This is a genomic window from Phaeobacter sp. S60 (genome assembly GCF_000826845.1).
In the GTDB taxonomy this organism is placed as follows: Bacteria; Pseudomonadota; Alphaproteobacteria; order Rhodobacterales; family Rhodobacteraceae; genus Phaeobacter; species Phaeobacter piscinae.
The window spans coordinates 1-13,737 of the sequence record NZ_JSWJ01000013.1; the positions used below are offsets into that span (position 1 = coordinate 1).

Below are 13,737 nucleotides of genomic sequence, written 5' to 3' on the forward strand. Positions count from 1 at the left end.
CTGCGCGGCGCGCGGCCGGTCACCGCGCGCGCGACCGCCAGCCGCCGCGCCTGCGGGGTTTGGCGGCGCTCTCCAGCCCCTCCTGCAGCACCGCCGTCATCGGATGATCCGGGTGATCTGCGGCCACCTGCTCAAGCAGGGTCGACATGGCCTGACGGCTATCAACCCCGTCGGGCAGGCTCAGCGCCCAGTCCAGAAAAATGCTGCGGCATTCCCCACTCTGAATGCCATCGATGCAAAAACTCTCCCGGATCAGCCCCTTGGGATCGAGCTGGGCAAGCGGTAGTTGTGGTGTCGCCTCAGTCGTCATGGCCAGTGGCCCCTTCTCTCTCCAATGCGGCGGCAATGATGTCACCGCAGCGCGCATAGCGCGCCGTCAAATCCGCTTCCAATGCCGCAAGATCCGCATAGCCCGTGCTGCGGCAGAGGAACAATGCGCCGCCCTCTCCCAGGGTCTGCGCATCAATGGCCTTGCCCGAAACCAGACGCGCTGCGGTCTGCACGGCCCAGAATAGATCATAGCCGCGCTGCAATTCAGCTGCATCTGCGGCATCCAGCCAGCCACAGGCGACAGCGCCCTCCAGACCCGCGGCCACATCCTGTCCGGTTGCCGCGCTGAGCAAGACCCCTGCCTGAGCGATCAACTCGATGTCCATCATCCGCCCGGCGCCGGTCTTGGCGTCCCAGGGGCCGCTTGGTGCCTTGGCAGCGGCGAGCCGCGCCCGCATGCTGGCGACATCAGGAAGAACCGTTTCGCGGCGACGCGGGGCGGCCAGAAATGACCGACGAAACGCGCTGATATCCTCTGCCAGACCGTCGGCGGACGGCGACGGCGCCGCAGCCACCACGCGTGCGCGGGTCAGGGCCAGATGCTCCCAGACCCAAGCATCATTGCGTTGGTACTGGCAGAAGCTTTCCAGACTGGTCGCCACCGGCCCCTGCGTGCCCGAGGGGCGCAGCCGCATGTCCACCTCATAAAGCTGGCCCTGCGACATGCGGGCCGTCAGGGCGGTGATCAGCGCCTGCGTCAGCCGCGCATAATAGGGCCGTGTGGCCAGCGGTCGTGGCCCGTCTGAGGCCTCTTCATCACCGGGATCATAGATCACGATAACATCCAGATCCGACAGCGCATTGATCCGCCCCGCACCCAGCGATCCCATTCCCAGAACCGCCGCACCGCGCCCCGGCGGGGGGCCGTGTTTCTGGGCAAACTGCTGCACCACCACCGGTGCCAGCCCAGCGATCACAACCTCTGCCAATTCGGCGTATTGCGCACCGGCTGTTGCGGCATCAATCAACCCGCGCAGGTGATGCACACCGATGCGGAAATGCCATTCCTTGCACCAGCGCCGGGTCGCGTCCAGCTGCGTCTCATAATCTTCTTCCTGTGCGAGCACCGCCGCCAGCAACTGTGACAGCGCGTCCCGCCCGGGCCAGTCGTCAAAGAAAGATCCACCAATCACGGCATCAAATACGCTGGAATTGCGCGACAGATAGCTCGCCAGCGTGCCGGAGGTGCCGACAATATCAATCAGCAGATCAATCAGCTGCGGATTGGCCTCAAACAGCGAAAACAGCTGCACCCCTGCGGGCAGGCCTGCCAGAAACCCGTCCAGCGCCACCAGCGCCTCGGCCGGTTGGGCGGTGCGCGACAGCCGCGCCAGCAGTTCTGGCTTCAGCCGTTCAAAGATCTGCGCCCCCCGCGCTGAGCGCAGCGCCGGATAGGTGGGCCAGCGGGCAAGGATATCCCCATCCAGCGCGTCCGGCAGGATGTCAGGCGCGGCCTCCGGCGGTGCATCCGGTGCAAAGAACCCCTCCGTCAACTCATGCACCTCCTGCAACCGCGCCTTGGTCTCCGCCAGCAGCGCAGCTGGGTCACGGTCCATCAGGCAGGCAATTCGGGCGATGCCATCCTCGGACTGTGGCATCCGGTGGGTCTGGGCGTCATGCACCATCTGGATCCGGTGCTCCACCTCGCGATGGGCGATATAATGCGCGCCGAGCTGGTCGCAGACATCCTGTGGCACCCAATCCTTGGCCGCCAAAGCGCGCAACCCATCCAGCGTGCCGCGCGGGCGCAGGCTTTCATCACGCCCCCCCGCGATCAGCTGCCGGGTCTGGGTGAAAAACTCAATCTCGCGAATTCCGCCCCGCCCCAGCTTCATATCATGGCCGGGCACTGTCAGCGGGCCGCCGGTGCCTTTGTTCTCACGGATCCGCAGGCGCATATCATGGGCGTCCTGAATGGCCGCAAAATCGAGATGCCGCCGCCAGACGAAGGGGCGCAGCGTCTGCAAGAAATCCGCACCCGCTTGCAGATCACCGGCGCAGGGGCGCGCCTTGATATAGGCGGCCCGTTCCCAAGTGCGGCCTAGGCTTTCATAGTAGCGCTCTGCCGCCTCCATCGCCATGGCGACCGGCGTCACCGATGGGTCGGGCCGCAGCCGCAGATCGGTGCGGAAGACATAGCCATCAGCGGTGCGCTCACTCAGTACTGTGCACATATTACGCGTGGCCCGAACCATGCCCTGACGCGCCTCATAAAAATCATCAGGATCAAACCGCGTTTCATCAAAGAGACAGATCATGTCGATGTCCGAGCTGTAGTTCAGCTCATAGGCGCCCATCTTTCCCATCGCCAAGAGAGTCAGCCCGCCGGCGGTTTCGACGTCCGCTTCGGTCAGCCCCGGCAATTTCTTCCGGCGGATCAGCGCCGCGACTTCGGCCTTGATGGCGACATCCGCACAAAGCTCTGCAAACTGCGTCAACGCCGTGGTCACCTGCATAAGGTCCCAGGCCCCGGCAAGATCACATAGACCGCTCAACAGCGCCAGTTGACGCTTGGCCCGCCGCAGCCCCGGTTTCAGCTGATCCGGCGCCAAGGTCCGGACATCTGCGAAGATCCCGGCAAGAGCAGCCTGCGGATCCGCCAGTGCGGGCGCCAGCCAGTTCGCTTCGCGGCTGATCAGTTCTTTCAGATAGGGGCTGGATCCAGCAGCTCCGGCCACCAGACCGGCCTGATCGCCCTGAAGTGCGGGCACAAGTGCCAGCGCATCCTCTCCCAGATCTGCATCAAATGCCCTCGGAAGGCGCTGAATTTCAATCGACTGTCCCATGTGGTGACACTGCGATCAGATGCAGTCGCCGTCAATCGACGAAACCACACCAACACGCTGCCATATCACACAAGATGACGTGGGTAAGGGGTGCCGGAATGGCCCTCTGATTAACAACAAGCTAATTCTGACTCCGCGGCTGCGCTCATGTTCCCGGGGGCCTGTCAGACAGTTTTGTAGTGACGAATGATACGGTGATCAGCGACACGTGGACGCCCAGAACCAGACGGCGCCGGCCTGTAGCACCTGTTAGGTATATTTCACGTCGTCTGACGGGAAAACGCTGCCGTGTGCCCTCTCCCCTACACTTTTCGCCACACACTCGTTTGATCAAAGCAGAAGTGGGTTCCCTGCACGCAGTGATCCGTGGCCAGACCGCAGAAGGATCGACGCGCTCTAAACCGTCAACTCCGGTGCCCAGCGCCTATGCCAGGCTCAGGACTCTTAGCCAGTAAATGACGCGAGCCGTGAAAGCGATCGCGCAGAGAAAGACCTTTGGGTATAGGTCGCATCGGGTGGTTACGTGCCGCCAATCCTTCAGCCGACCCGACACTATCGCAACCCGGTAATACGTTTTGTTTCGACGCATGTCCCAGTTTACGGTCGTCTTGCGTTGCTTCCGATCAGGGATGCACGCGCATATCCTCTTTTTCTCTTACGCTTCTCTGACCCAATTGGCATATTAGCCTCTGTCGCCAAGCACCCAATCGGCGTTCGGCAAACTAACTCACAATGCCCGCGCGCCGATATGCTCACTGACGTGCCCGCCGTCACAACGAGATTTATCGGCCAGCGTGTCGAGAGAAGCGGTGTCAAACGCCCTAGACGATCCTCAACTTGGGCACTCGGTTAGCTTTTACTGGCTATGGTCTCGGACCGACTCTCGGCCTGCATCCTTACGGTTCTAATTCTTTTGGATTGTATGGCGCTTCTGCCCTGGTGCCTTTGATCGCAAAGTCTCGGAAACCGTCTTGACAACACGCGCACATAGGTTAGTTAGTGTGACTGACCATACAGGGCGTATTTTATGAAACTGGCAAGACTGATTGAACTGGCCCACAGACAAGGCCACAGACAGTGGGCAAAAGCTGGCGGGCACTTGGGGATGACCCACAGCGAGTATGAGTATCTTCGCGCCATACAAGATCAGGAAGCCAGGAAGACTGACAAGGACAATCACGGACAACATCTTCAAGATGTTGTCGATGAGATGGGTGTTAGAAAAGCCTCCGCCAGCGCAATGGTCTTGAAGCTTGAAGAACGCGGGTTGGTCGTGCGGTTCCCGTGTCAGTACGACGCCCGCGCCCAACACATTATGTTGACCGAACAGGGACAGACGCTGTTGTCGTCTGGGGAAGAAATCTACGAGGCCGCAGCGCAGGCATTGGTTGCAGGACTGTCCGAGTATGACATCGAAGCCCTCAAAATCGCAATTGATCAGCTAGGGAAATCGGGATGACACCCATTTAACCAATAACGTAAGTCAGCCTTACTAATTGAAATAACGGAGACACGACATGACGTTCGAACTTGCACTCATGGCAACGGCTATTCACATTCTGATCTGGGAAAAGCTTCCGGAATGGGGAACATGGTTTAACACTTTCATAGCCGCATTACCGCGCCCATTGAGTTCTTTATACGAGCAATGGCACTGCCCCTATTGTGCCGGCTTCTGGATCGCGCTGGTGCTGCACGGTTTGACTGGGTTTTGGACCATCCCCGACCTCGCCTCGCTGCCAGGTTATCTGAGTGTCACTGCAATCCCGATCGGCTGGATCCTCGATGCACTTGCAACTGCAACCATGGTATATGCTGCGATCATCGGCCTGAAGGCGATTGGCCTGCCCGCGATGAAAGCACATATGATGAAAGAAGATTTCATGAAATTCGCCTTCAAAGGAGAGGATATTCAAGCGAACACTGGCGCCACCTCAGCGAATTAGTTTTTGCACCGCGCTGCTGCCAGTCGACCAAACACCCATCCTGCGCTTGCGGCGAACATCAACTCCTGCGGGCGACATCGCAGCAAGAATCTGCAACAGGTCTCGTCTATTTGCAGAGTTGGCAAAGGTCGCTGCCTGCACCGATGTACGCTCGGTTGGCCGGCACGACCTTCTTGTGATCTGCTATGTGGTCAGTGGCTGGGATTTGAGCTTCTTTGCGGCCTGCGCATGCAGCACGTATGTCTCCGCGACTGCATCATCTCCAGCGCCGCCGCGTCAGGAGAAGCCAGGATGCGGCGTCATTCGCTTCACCGCCTGCCGGCAACAATCCGGTCAAGGATAAGGGCGCAGAACAGGATCGCCAGACCTGCCAGGATGCCCTGCCCCGCCGCCGAATACTGCAGCGCTTCCAGCACGTCCTCGCCCAGCCCCTTGGCGCCGATCAGCGACGCCACGACCACCATTGCCAATGACAGAAGAATGGTCTGGTTAACGCCGGCCATGATTGTTCTGCGTGCCGACGGCGAGCCATCCCACGATACCGACGAGAACCAGGTAAAGGTTCCAAGGAGTCCAGCCAAACCCCGTCGCGGTATATCCCATGAACTGACCGGCCGATGCGCCCCACTTGCCCCCAAAGACAAGGCGCTCACGCGGCAAAACAAGGGCCAAGGCATCAGACCGCACGGGTCAACCCTCCGTCGATACGCAAGTTTTGACCTGTCATGTAGCTACCGTCTTCCGAGGCCAGCCAGGAAATAAGAGAAGACACCTCTGACGCGAAACCGTAGCGTCCCATGGGAATACGCGCTTTACGGTCTTCGGTTTCGGGCAGGCTGTCTATGAAACCCGGAAGAACGTTGTTTATGCGAATATTCTCTGACGCATAATTGTCCGAATAGAGTTTTGTGAAAGCGGCAAGCCCGGCGCGAAAGACGCCCGACGTGGGAAAAAGAGGGTCGGGTTCGAATGCCGCGAAGGTTGAGATGTTGATGATTGCCCCACCGCCCTGCGCCTGCATCAAGGGGGTGACAAGCCGTGCCGGACGGATGACGTTCATGAGGTAGACTTCCATCCCTTGATGCCAGTCGTCGTCGCTGATTTCTAGAACTGGTCCTTTGGGCCCGTGGCCAGCAGAGTTCACCAAGACATCTATACGGCCCCATCGCTCCTGCGCCCCCTCTACCAAAGCGTTCAGCGCTTGTGCATCAAGATTGGAGCCGGTCACACCAAACCCGCCGAGTTCGTCGCCAAGCGCCTCACCCTTGCCAGACGAAGACAAGATGCCAACTTTGAATCCATCTTCTGCCAGTTTGCGCGCTGCATCCGCACCCATACCGCTGCCGCCTGCTGTGATTAGAGCTACTTTTTCTACTGTCATTTTGAGCATCTCCTACTGTTTGATTCATAAATGACGCTTTCCGTGAGAAATTTCGATTCAGAATTGATGTTGAAGAGCAGTAGAAATACTACTGTAGAATGACCGACCTTCCCCCACTCAACAGTCTGCGTGCATTCGATGCAGCAGGCCGCCGCCTCAGTTTCCGCTCTGCCGCAGATGAATTGGGCGTTACGCAAGGGGCCGTTGCGCAACAGGTGCGCCAGCTCGAAGCGCATCTAGGTGTGGTGTTGTTTGAACGGGTGCCGAAGGGTCTAGCGTTCACATCGGTCGGACGCAGCTTTCACAACCGAATTGCCGGAGTGTTCTCAGACCTTCGAGCTGCAACTGCCGAATTGAAACCAGAGCCAAACAAAGTTCTCATCAGCGTCACACCGACTTTTGCTGCAAAATGGCTGATCCCCAATCTACCGGATTTTACCGCAGCACATCCGGATATAGATTTGCGGATCATGGCGACCGAAAGAATTTCCAGCTTCCACAGCGACGGAATAGACCTTGCAGTGCGCCAGGGATCGCCGCCGTTTGGCGCGTCATTGAACGTAACGCTTTTGTTCAGACAATCACTGATCGCAGTTGCCGCGCCAACGTTTGGGGACAAGGGTGATACTCCTCTTGATCCAGCATCCCTTGCCAAACAGCCGAAGATCCATGACGCCCATGACCAATGGCCAAACTACCTTGCGCATTTGGGCAATCAGGACCAGTCGCCTCGCCACCTACGCCTGAGCCAAACGTCTCTTGCGGTCGATGCGGCCATTGCCGGGCAAGGAGTGGCCTTGGTAAGCCGTTTCCTGGTGGCTCAAGACCTCAAGGTTGGACGTCTGGTGGAGGTTGGCCCGGCCTGGGAGGCAGGCGGAAATGACTTCTATGTTCTCATGCCACGAACCGCTAAGAACAATGAGACGGTGGTCACTGTCATGACATGGCTGACGGAGCGCTCGGCGGACGTTTCCTGCCTGTCTTAAACCAAGAGCGGTCATTCAGATAAGTCTAAGATTTTTTGATGCAGGCGAGTGCGTTAGGTATGAGCTTGGCGGTTTGGCCCGCGTTGACAAAATCTGACAAGGTGGAAGCCGCGGGAAGCAAGCGCCAAGGTGTTGCGGTTGCGACAACGTCCGCGATGTTAAACCATGTGTCTGGCATCGTGTGCAGCCTGCTGGCGCAGGCGAAGGAGACCAGCGAAATTGTGTCCAGACTGACTGGGCTGCCCCTTACGCTTGTTAATGAGCTAAAGGAGTGTCGTTTGGGTGTTTTCGAAGGACAAGCGGAGGAAAGCCTCTAAATATTTGATCCTTGGCTGGCAGGGGAGACGCCGGATGTCACGGCACCCACTGTTAGGAGACAATTTATATTGCAGTAACCGGAAGAGGCCGGGGGAAGCCGGACAAACGCGGATGAAGCCTAAAAAATTGGGCTTTCAAGAGGGTTTTAAAGGCTCGGGCCAAAATGGCGCTTGTCTTGCACAACTTGAAAATCGGGCGACTTTGGGGCCGATGTCGAAAACTGAGACAGTTCAAGTTTCAAATTATCCGGGGCTACCTGCCTCTATGCTTCCCAGCGTAGCGCACAGCAGCGCCCACCTGCCCTGTCGGCCTTCATTGTAAGGCTGTGAGGGCATAGCCCCAGCCAAAACGGCACCACCACAGCAGCGCCGCAAGATCCCAATAAGCGCACTTATGTTAAGTTTCTAACCGCCATGTGGTCCACCGAACTTGGAACTAGCGCACCATCGGAAGGGTCAGTTCCTAGAACGGGATTAGCTACATAAAATCAAATAGATGATCAAACACAGCTGTCTTATCCACAGCCCTTAACTTGGAACTGATTCTGACCTACTTGCACACTTCGCCGAAATTCTTCGCAAGCGCAGTTTTGTAGCCCCAACGTCAGTACTGCGCAGAGAGCCGACTTTGCAAAGTAAGGCTAATCCAGTGTTGCCAATTAGCCTAAACGGCCCAGTGCGAACATTTACTGCAGGCTCGTGCCTAGCTTTATGCTTTCATCGTCTTAAGAGGATCTGTCCTGCCATCGACAGCAGCTCCAACGGAACGTTTATGATTCTATGATCGATTGGATCCCACACGAGGCGCTCTTGGACAGAGAATTGGCGAAGCTGTAGCCACCTGTCGGCCGGAAAGCCGGTGTTCTGAACCCAATCCCTGCCGAAGGCGTCTTCGCATGCTTCTTCGGTAAACTTGATTTCGCGGAAACTCCGAAGATGCTCCGTCATCGCTACCTTGGTTCGCGGCAGAACAAACCGGTCGCGGATGAATGACTGAAACTGCGGCACTAGGCCGTCTAAGGTGATGCCAAGCCCTACGCGTAGATACGGGGGGAATGGACCTTGATACCCGAAATGGAACCGCTCCCAACCATTGGCCATGAGAGACTCGAACAGAGTGACACCGTTGTCTGCTATGCTATCGCTGTTTTCCACTCTGCACCCCGAAGTCAACACCCGGAAGGATAGGCGAAGCCTGGAGGCCGATCAACGACCCCGGCGCTTGCCACTGAAATCCTTCGTGTTGACAGTCCGCAATGGCTTCGATGCCGTCAAGCGGTGACGCAGCGGGGCGCACACATCTGCCCCCAAGCGCGCCATGGTTCCCGGCCCTTTCCAGACCTTCACCGAGCTTACCATCGCTGTAGCGCAGTTTGCCTTAAGCTGTGGTGCGAAGGTAGCTCTTAGTAGTGCAATGGTCTTTGAGTGCTGATGAAAAAGCGGTAACAACTTCGTCACCGGCATTATACATGTTTTCAAGTTCTGTAATTGTATATCGCTCTCCAACGTTGGCCGCACTTTCTCTGCCATGAGCAACTGCGTTACGTCTTTCTCGAAGAGTATTTGTTCGTCCTAGTGCTGCAGGAGAAGCACTCATAGCCGAAGCACCAAATAAACCAAGAACCCACAGCATAGTCTTACTATCTACATTTTGGAGACTTGGAGCCAGTGGATTGTCGGTGGTTCGGAGGATTTCATCGCCAGCTGATGCACTAAGAAGAGCAATTGATTTTTCAAAAATAGAATTTCGTCCGCACGAGTGTAATGATTGAACCTTGGGGAAGTGAAAAATGCTATGAAGAGAAGAAACCGTGTCCGCGCTCTTTATTCCTTCGGCTGAAATCTCATTAAGTGCAGCCTCTACGGATGCGTTTACGGATCTCTCCACCGCTGCATATAACGACACTAGCCAGAGACCGCGTTGAGCTTTTTGTAGCTGTGTCACTGGTTGGAGCGGCGGCGGCGCGCCCCGCCTCAGTTCTGCAAGTAGTATTCTAGACTCACCGAAGCGTTCTCTTGTTTCTGCCTCAGCAATAGCAAAGCTCATTGATGCGCATTCTCACTAACAAAATCTATTCTTGCATGCAGCTTTGGCGGACTGTTTGTTGCTCCCGTAGTAAGTAGTTTTAATTGATCGTCATCCAATAGGTCGTTAAGCTTCGCAGCGTCTAATTGCAGCCCAGAGCGCAGCATATCAGCTACCCCGACGGTTATGGCCTCAAACAACACTAGTGGAGTTGAGTTTGGTCTATTTGATCTCACGATGCCTTGCGGTAACGCCGTATGAATTTGAGAAAAAGTTTGATCAAAGATCAGTTGTAGCTCGTGCTTGTTATCGAACTTCGTAGATTTTTTTTCCATGTAGTCGTTCAAGAAGTCCTTCACGGAGTGTTTAAAAGACTCTCTATCCTCAAGGTAAGCGAAAAACTTGAGAGCCAATTCTTCAACGTTGCCACGCCCCGTCTTGTCAGAGCGTTTGATAACCGAAGTGAATTCCACGCTCATAGCGCAGTCTTTTAGAAAATCATTGAAAGGTCCTTGGAATACACAATTTCGAATTTCTTGTTCATGGAGGACTATCCCGCCTGTGTTGAGTCTTTCAAAAAGATCAAAACGTACTTGAAAGTCACTGTTGTCATTCAAGACAGTGATCCTCATAGGGCGTGTCATGAAGCTCAATTTCAGATTACTAGGCAATTCTTCGAAAGTTGCGCCATTCAACGAAGGCGTTTTTTCTAAGCCTTTGAGCTTTAGTGCTGGCACGGCTTCGCCATCAATTGACGAAAGCCTCGGCGATACAAATCGAAGTATTGTAGTTATCCTTTGCAGCCCGTCGATGACATCCCATGTGGCATCTTGATTTGTTGCCATGAAAAGATTTGGGACTGGGATACCTAAATATATGGATTCAATCAGTTGTGATTGTCGAGCTGCATCCCAAACAAATTTCCTTTGATAGTCAGGCGAGATGTGGATTGCCCTTTCCTCGACCATATCGACCAATTGCTTGATCGTTATGTCGTAGGTATCGAACCCGACCGTGCGCCGCTCCGTTTGGATTTCAGATAGTGCTGCAGCGTACTTCATGATTGCTTCCCGGATGATGTTACGAGGCAAGATAAGTCATGTGATGCACAATTTGAAGCTATCGTTTGAGACCCGTCTTAAACTCTGGTTTTGACCAAGGCTTACAAGGCTTACAAGGCTTACAAGGCTTACAAGGCTTACAAGGCTTACAAGGCTTGTGAAAATTTAGCCAAGTACTTTGGTACCAGACCCGCACCGTTAACCCCGGAGCTAAGAGGGAACGGTGTCATTTTTGCACCTGCAGCGAAAGACCGCTACCCGCCCGACCTGCATGTGCTGGCCCGCCAGGCTGGTCGCCAGGCATGGGGCCGCTTTGGGCTGGCGACTGCCTTTCACTTACCCCTCACAATAAGCGCCATTATATCAAGTTTTCGATCAGCGACAGCTTCGCCGAACCTAAGAGCAGTTTTCGCCGCAACCTAGACCACATCGGCTCGCTCCTGGTGACAACGAGTCACAGGCTGTACGCTCGAATTATGCCGCCCCGATGAATTGGCTAGCGCTGTTGGCGTAGCATACGCGAGGAATAGCTTTTCATTCACCGCCGGATCGCAGCCCATCACAAATGCCCAGTATTCACGCTGATCATCTTCGCACAAGTAGCGGTTCGCCTGCCTTTGAACCCTATATCCAAACCTTCTCAGTAGTACGCCAAGTGCTCGGGGCGAAAGTGACAGTAGACTGGTAGCCCCGAGCCAATGTGTGCCCCGACACAAACCAGCCACAACCAACTTAGCTTCGACGCTATATGGAGAATTTTCCGCCAACCTGTCATCGGTGACAAAGCGCGTACATTCCCACGCGGAGTGATCCGTCGGGTAAACGTCCATCAACCCGTCAGGAATACCCTCCAGCTTCCCATCGGCTGCATCTTTCAACATGTAGGTCCAATGGCCATAGGCTGCACCACAGGACAAAGCCCGCGCACCGGCGACAACAGAATCGTCATTGGTGACAATAGAGTACACAGCACCCGGCCTGTCATACTGGTCGCTCTCCAGCACGCCGTCGTGCGCTAACGCCCAACCCAGCTCGTCAACCAGCTTGCGCTTCCTAAGGGCATAAAAACCCTCTAGAACCCCTGAATAACTCAATCTCTGTGCAAATGAAAAAACATGTAGCTTCATGGCGTTCTCCTAATAAAAACGCCATGTTCATCCGGTCGACAATCTTGTGAATCGATAAGCGCTAAATCAAGCCATATTTTATCACAAGTGATATAAGCTGAGCGGTGGATGTCGCTTCGACCGCCTGCATCGCAGTTTGCCTTCGTTGCCGAACTGTCTCAAGCTTGACCCCTAGCCTCTCTGCAATTTCCCGGTCCTGGTATCCTGTACACATCAGTCTGATAACATCTTTTGACTTCTCTTTGATCGTATACCGGCAGGACTCACGATGGTGGACGGCATGGATCGAATAGAGCGCCGCTTTCGCCAATCGACGCTCCGTATCTCCCCATTTCGACCCTGAACAACTTAATATGGAGACCTGACCATCAACGTGGATGGACAGTGTATTACCGCAATCTAAGCCGAAACGAGCCGCATCATCGAAAAACTTGTTGGAAGTTGGGTAATGTCGTCTCAGATCGTCCCAAGTTGTGAAGCCGGTTGCAGATTTCCCAAAGTGGATGGTGGGGTCTAGGTCGAAATATCGTTGCACTAGATAGTGATCGATCCACTCCCTTGAGTAAGTAGACTTCATGAACACAGGTTCTGCGCCGTCGAAGCCAACACCGAGCGAGAAGCCTTTGTCCGAAATCTCTTCCAGGGTACGCAAATGCACCCTCATTATATCATTAATCATATTGGACACACACGCTATATATGTAATGACCATACTTAATACCGCATTACGGTATTATCACAAGTAATACTTTTCTGAACCGGGCGAGACAATGAACAGCAACGGAATAACGGCTCGCACCCTCGAACTCATTCTTAAGCGCGTAGCCGAGCAGAATGCGGCCAAGCCAGGAAAAGGAATACAGGCGTTTAGAGACGCGATAGAAACCGCTCTGTCAGAGAGATCGGGAACTTGCGACCAACCGACTGACTAAGTCGGCATCACTCTCAGTAAGGTCACTCGACTTTGATATAACCTCGCGCTCTCCAGCGGAGGGGCTATCTGAAAAAAGATAGGCCATCTCTATATTTGCGACTTCGCAGATTCTCAGAATTCTTGCCACCGTTGGATTGAAGCGACCATTCAGGATCTTGCTGACGTACTCGTCGTTATTACCCGCTGCTACTGAGACCTCTCCGTAGTCCAAGCCACGGTCATCCAACGCCTGTCTTAGGCGTTTGCGCCACATCTCAGTGTCGGCACCACTCACCGCTTGGCTTCTATCAATCGGTCCAACCATGATTGCATCATACAGGGAATTATAGTTCCCGCAATCGGGAATATAAATCCCTAGGAGTGCGTCTGGCCACATTAAATCGCCCTATACTTCTATATAATCGACTTCGTGTGTTGAGTTGATAGAATTTTAGTTCTATCGTGTCGAACTACAGGAGGATGCGATGACGCCGAACACGATTATTTCACAGATGAGCGGGCGACAGTTTGCCAAACTCTTGAACAGAGAGTTTACAGCCGCAAACCGAGGGTTGGGAAAACTCTCTTATGCCGAGCTGGGCCGCTCATGCGGTGTGACAGGTAAGTGGCTACGCAAGCTTGCCGAGCAGCAAGGTACGCCTTCAACCCTGACCATACGACTGGTGCTCTACACCTTGGGCTATGAGGTCGATGGACCTGAGGAAGATGTTGTTCCTCACCTGCAAGGCAAAGATTGTTACATTGATGCACTGCACAGTCCAAATCGCCCCCGTAAGCAACTCACGGCAAACGACATTACGCTAAGCGCCGAGAGCGCAGGTGCGCCGACATGAGAGCGCCTGA

14 protein-coding genes and 2 pseudogenes are annotated in these 13,737 nt (G+C 55.0%); 5 read left to right on the forward strand and 11 right to left on the reverse strand.

All coding sequences use genetic code 11. The features are described from left to right. Window positions 1-19: 19 nt before the first annotated feature. From OO25_RS13675 to OO25_RS23265, 3 genes and pseudogenes are all read right to left on the reverse strand, one after another. Window positions 20-310, reverse strand: coding sequence for a hypothetical protein (locus tag OO25_RS13675; protein ID WP_040180751.1), 291 nt, complete (start codon window positions 308-310; stop codon window positions 20-22). Continuing rightward, window positions 300-3,116, reverse strand: coding sequence for a glutamine-synthetase adenylyltransferase (locus OO25_RS13680; RefSeq protein ID WP_040180753.1), 2,817 nt, complete (start codon window positions 3,114-3,116; stop codon window positions 300-302). The genes OO25_RS13675 and OO25_RS13680 overlap by 11 nt, the downstream gene beginning before the upstream one ends. 424 nt (window positions 3,117-3,540) lie before the next feature. Beyond that, window positions 3,541-3,905: pseudogene (locus OO25_RS23265) on the reverse strand (IS5/IS1182 family transposase); the annotation flags it as partial. A 238-nt stretch (window positions 3,906-4,143) separates the two neighbouring features. Between OO25_RS23265 and OO25_RS13685 the strand changes: the two are divergent. Together OO25_RS13685 and OO25_RS13690 are read left to right on the forward strand one after the other, a co-directional pair. After that, window positions 4,144-4,575 (forward strand): MarR family winged helix-turn-helix transcriptional regulator, encoded by a 432-nt coding sequence (locus OO25_RS13685; protein WP_052465676.1) that lies wholly within the window; start codon window positions 4,144-4,146, stop codon window positions 4,573-4,575. Window positions 4,576-4,633: 58 nt separating this feature from the next. Then, a complete protein-coding gene (locus OO25_RS13690; protein WP_040180755.1) occupies window positions 4,634-5,062 on the forward strand; it encodes a hypothetical protein in 429 nt (142 codons plus the stop codon). Between the two features lie 308 nt (window positions 5,063-5,370). Here OO25_RS13690 and OO25_RS13695 read toward each other — a convergent pair. The 3 genes and pseudogenes from OO25_RS13695 to OO25_RS13705 form a co-directional block, all read right to left on the reverse strand. Beyond that, window positions 5,371-5,571: pseudogene (locus OO25_RS13695) on the reverse strand (glycine/betaine ABC transporter); the annotation flags it as partial. Beyond that, window positions 5,552-5,665: a DUF6552 family protein gene (locus OO25_RS23445; RefSeq protein WP_369808867.1), complete on the reverse strand. Its 114-nt coding sequence runs from the start codon at window positions 5,663-5,665 to the stop codon at window positions 5,552-5,554. The pseudogene OO25_RS13695 and the gene OO25_RS23445, both read right to left, overlap by 20 nt. A gap of 73 nt (window positions 5,666-5,738) precedes the next feature. Further along, complete coding sequence (locus OO25_RS13705) at window positions 5,739-6,443, reverse strand: SDR family oxidoreductase (RefSeq protein WP_040180774.1); 705 nt, start codon at window positions 6,441-6,443, stop codon at window positions 5,739-5,741. Window positions 6,444-6,541: 98 nt separating this feature from the next. On the opposite strand from OO25_RS13705, the gene OO25_RS13710 reads away from it, so the two are divergent. Further along, window positions 6,542-7,429 (forward strand): LysR substrate-binding domain-containing protein, encoded by an 888-nt coding sequence (locus tag OO25_RS13710; RefSeq protein WP_040170688.1) that lies wholly within the window; start codon window positions 6,542-6,544, stop codon window positions 7,427-7,429. A gap of 59 nt (window positions 7,430-7,488) precedes the next feature. Continuing rightward, window positions 7,489-7,746 (forward strand): histidine phosphatase family protein, encoded by a 258-nt coding sequence (locus OO25_RS23450; protein ID WP_369808868.1) that lies wholly within the window; start codon window positions 7,489-7,491, stop codon window positions 7,744-7,746. Between the two features lie 1,378 nt (window positions 7,747-9,124). On the opposite strand, the gene OO25_RS22810 is transcribed toward OO25_RS23450, so the two are convergent. From OO25_RS22810 to OO25_RS13740, 5 genes are all read right to left on the reverse strand, one after another. Further along, on the reverse strand, window positions 9,125-9,793 hold the full coding sequence (locus OO25_RS22810) for an MAE_28990/MAE_18760 family HEPN-like nuclease (protein ID WP_131551011.1): 669 nt from the start codon (window positions 9,791-9,793) through the stop codon (window positions 9,125-9,127). Beyond that, entirely contained in the window at window positions 9,790-10,833 is a 1,044-nt protein-coding gene (locus tag OO25_RS13725) for a DUF262 domain-containing protein (RefSeq protein WP_040170686.1), read from the reverse strand. The genes OO25_RS22810 and OO25_RS13725 overlap by 4 nt, the downstream gene beginning before the upstream one ends. A gap of 419 nt (window positions 10,834-11,252) precedes the next feature. Next, window positions 11,253-11,960, reverse strand: a complete 708-nt coding sequence (locus tag OO25_RS13730) for an acyl-homoserine-lactone synthase (protein WP_040170683.1) — start codon at window positions 11,958-11,960, stop codon at window positions 11,253-11,255. Between the two features lie 61 nt (window positions 11,961-12,021). Next, window positions 12,022-12,672 (reverse strand): autoinducer binding domain-containing protein, encoded by a 651-nt coding sequence (locus OO25_RS13735; protein WP_255352598.1) that lies wholly within the window; start codon window positions 12,670-12,672, stop codon window positions 12,022-12,024. 181 nt (window positions 12,673-12,853) lie between these two features. Continuing rightward, window positions 12,854-13,270, reverse strand: a complete 417-nt coding sequence (locus OO25_RS13740; RefSeq protein WP_369422703.1) for a helix-turn-helix domain-containing protein — start codon at window positions 13,268-13,270, stop codon at window positions 12,854-12,856. Between the two features lie 88 nt (window positions 13,271-13,358). On the opposite strand from OO25_RS13740, the gene OO25_RS13745 reads away from it, so the two are divergent. Continuing rightward, a complete protein-coding gene (locus OO25_RS13745; protein ID WP_040170682.1) occupies window positions 13,359-13,727 on the forward strand; it encodes a hypothetical protein in 369 nt (122 codons plus the stop codon). Window positions 13,728-13,737 lie beyond the last annotated feature (10 nt).

Excerpts from the sequence above, each read along its gene's own strand:
- OO25_RS13675 (WP_040180751.1), bottom strand. The coding sequence starts at position 310 with ATGACGACTGAGGCGACACCACAACTACCGCTTGCCCAGCTCGATCCC.
- OO25_RS13680 (WP_040180753.1), bottom strand. The coding sequence starts at position 3,116 with ATGGGACAGTCGATTGAAATTCAGCGCCTTCCGAGGGCATTTGATGCA.
- OO25_RS13685 (WP_052465676.1), top strand. The coding sequence starts at position 4,144 with ATGAAACTGGCAAGACTGATTGAACTGGCCCACAGACAAGGCCACAGA.
- OO25_RS13690 (WP_040180755.1), top strand. The coding sequence starts at position 4,634 with ATGACGTTCGAACTTGCACTCATGGCAACGGCTATTCACATTCTGATC.
- OO25_RS23445 (WP_369808867.1), bottom strand. The coding sequence starts at position 5,665 with ATGGGATATACCGCGACGGGGTTTGGCTGGACTCCTTGGAACCTTTAC.
- OO25_RS13705 (WP_040180774.1), bottom strand. The coding sequence starts at position 6,443 with ATGACAGTAGAAAAAGTAGCTCTAATCACAGCAGGCGGCAGCGGTATG.
- OO25_RS13710 (WP_040170688.1), top strand. The coding sequence starts at position 6,542 with ATGACCGACCTTCCCCCACTCAACAGTCTGCGTGCATTCGATGCAGCA.
- OO25_RS23450 (WP_369808868.1), top strand. The coding sequence starts at position 7,489 with ATGAGCTTGGCGGTTTGGCCCGCGTTGACAAAATCTGACAAGGTGGAA.
- OO25_RS22810 (WP_131551011.1), bottom strand. The coding sequence starts at position 9,793 with ATGAGCTTTGCTATTGCTGAGGCAGAAACAAGAGAACGCTTCGGTGAG.
- OO25_RS13725 (WP_040170686.1), bottom strand. The coding sequence starts at position 10,833 with ATGAAGTACGCTGCAGCACTATCTGAAATCCAAACGGAGCGGCGCACG.
- OO25_RS13730 (WP_040170683.1), bottom strand. The coding sequence starts at position 11,960 with ATGAAGCTACATGTTTTTTCATTTGCACAGAGATTGAGTTATTCAGGG.
- OO25_RS13735 (WP_255352598.1), bottom strand. The coding sequence starts at position 12,672 with ATGGTCATTACATATATAGCGTGTGTGTCCAATATGATTAATGATATA.
- OO25_RS13740 (WP_369422703.1), bottom strand. The coding sequence starts at position 13,270 with ATGTGGCCAGACGCACTCCTAGGGATTTATATTCCCGATTGCGGGAAC.
- OO25_RS13745 (WP_040170682.1), top strand. The coding sequence starts at position 13,359 with ATGACGCCGAACACGATTATTTCACAGATGAGCGGGCGACAGTTTGCC.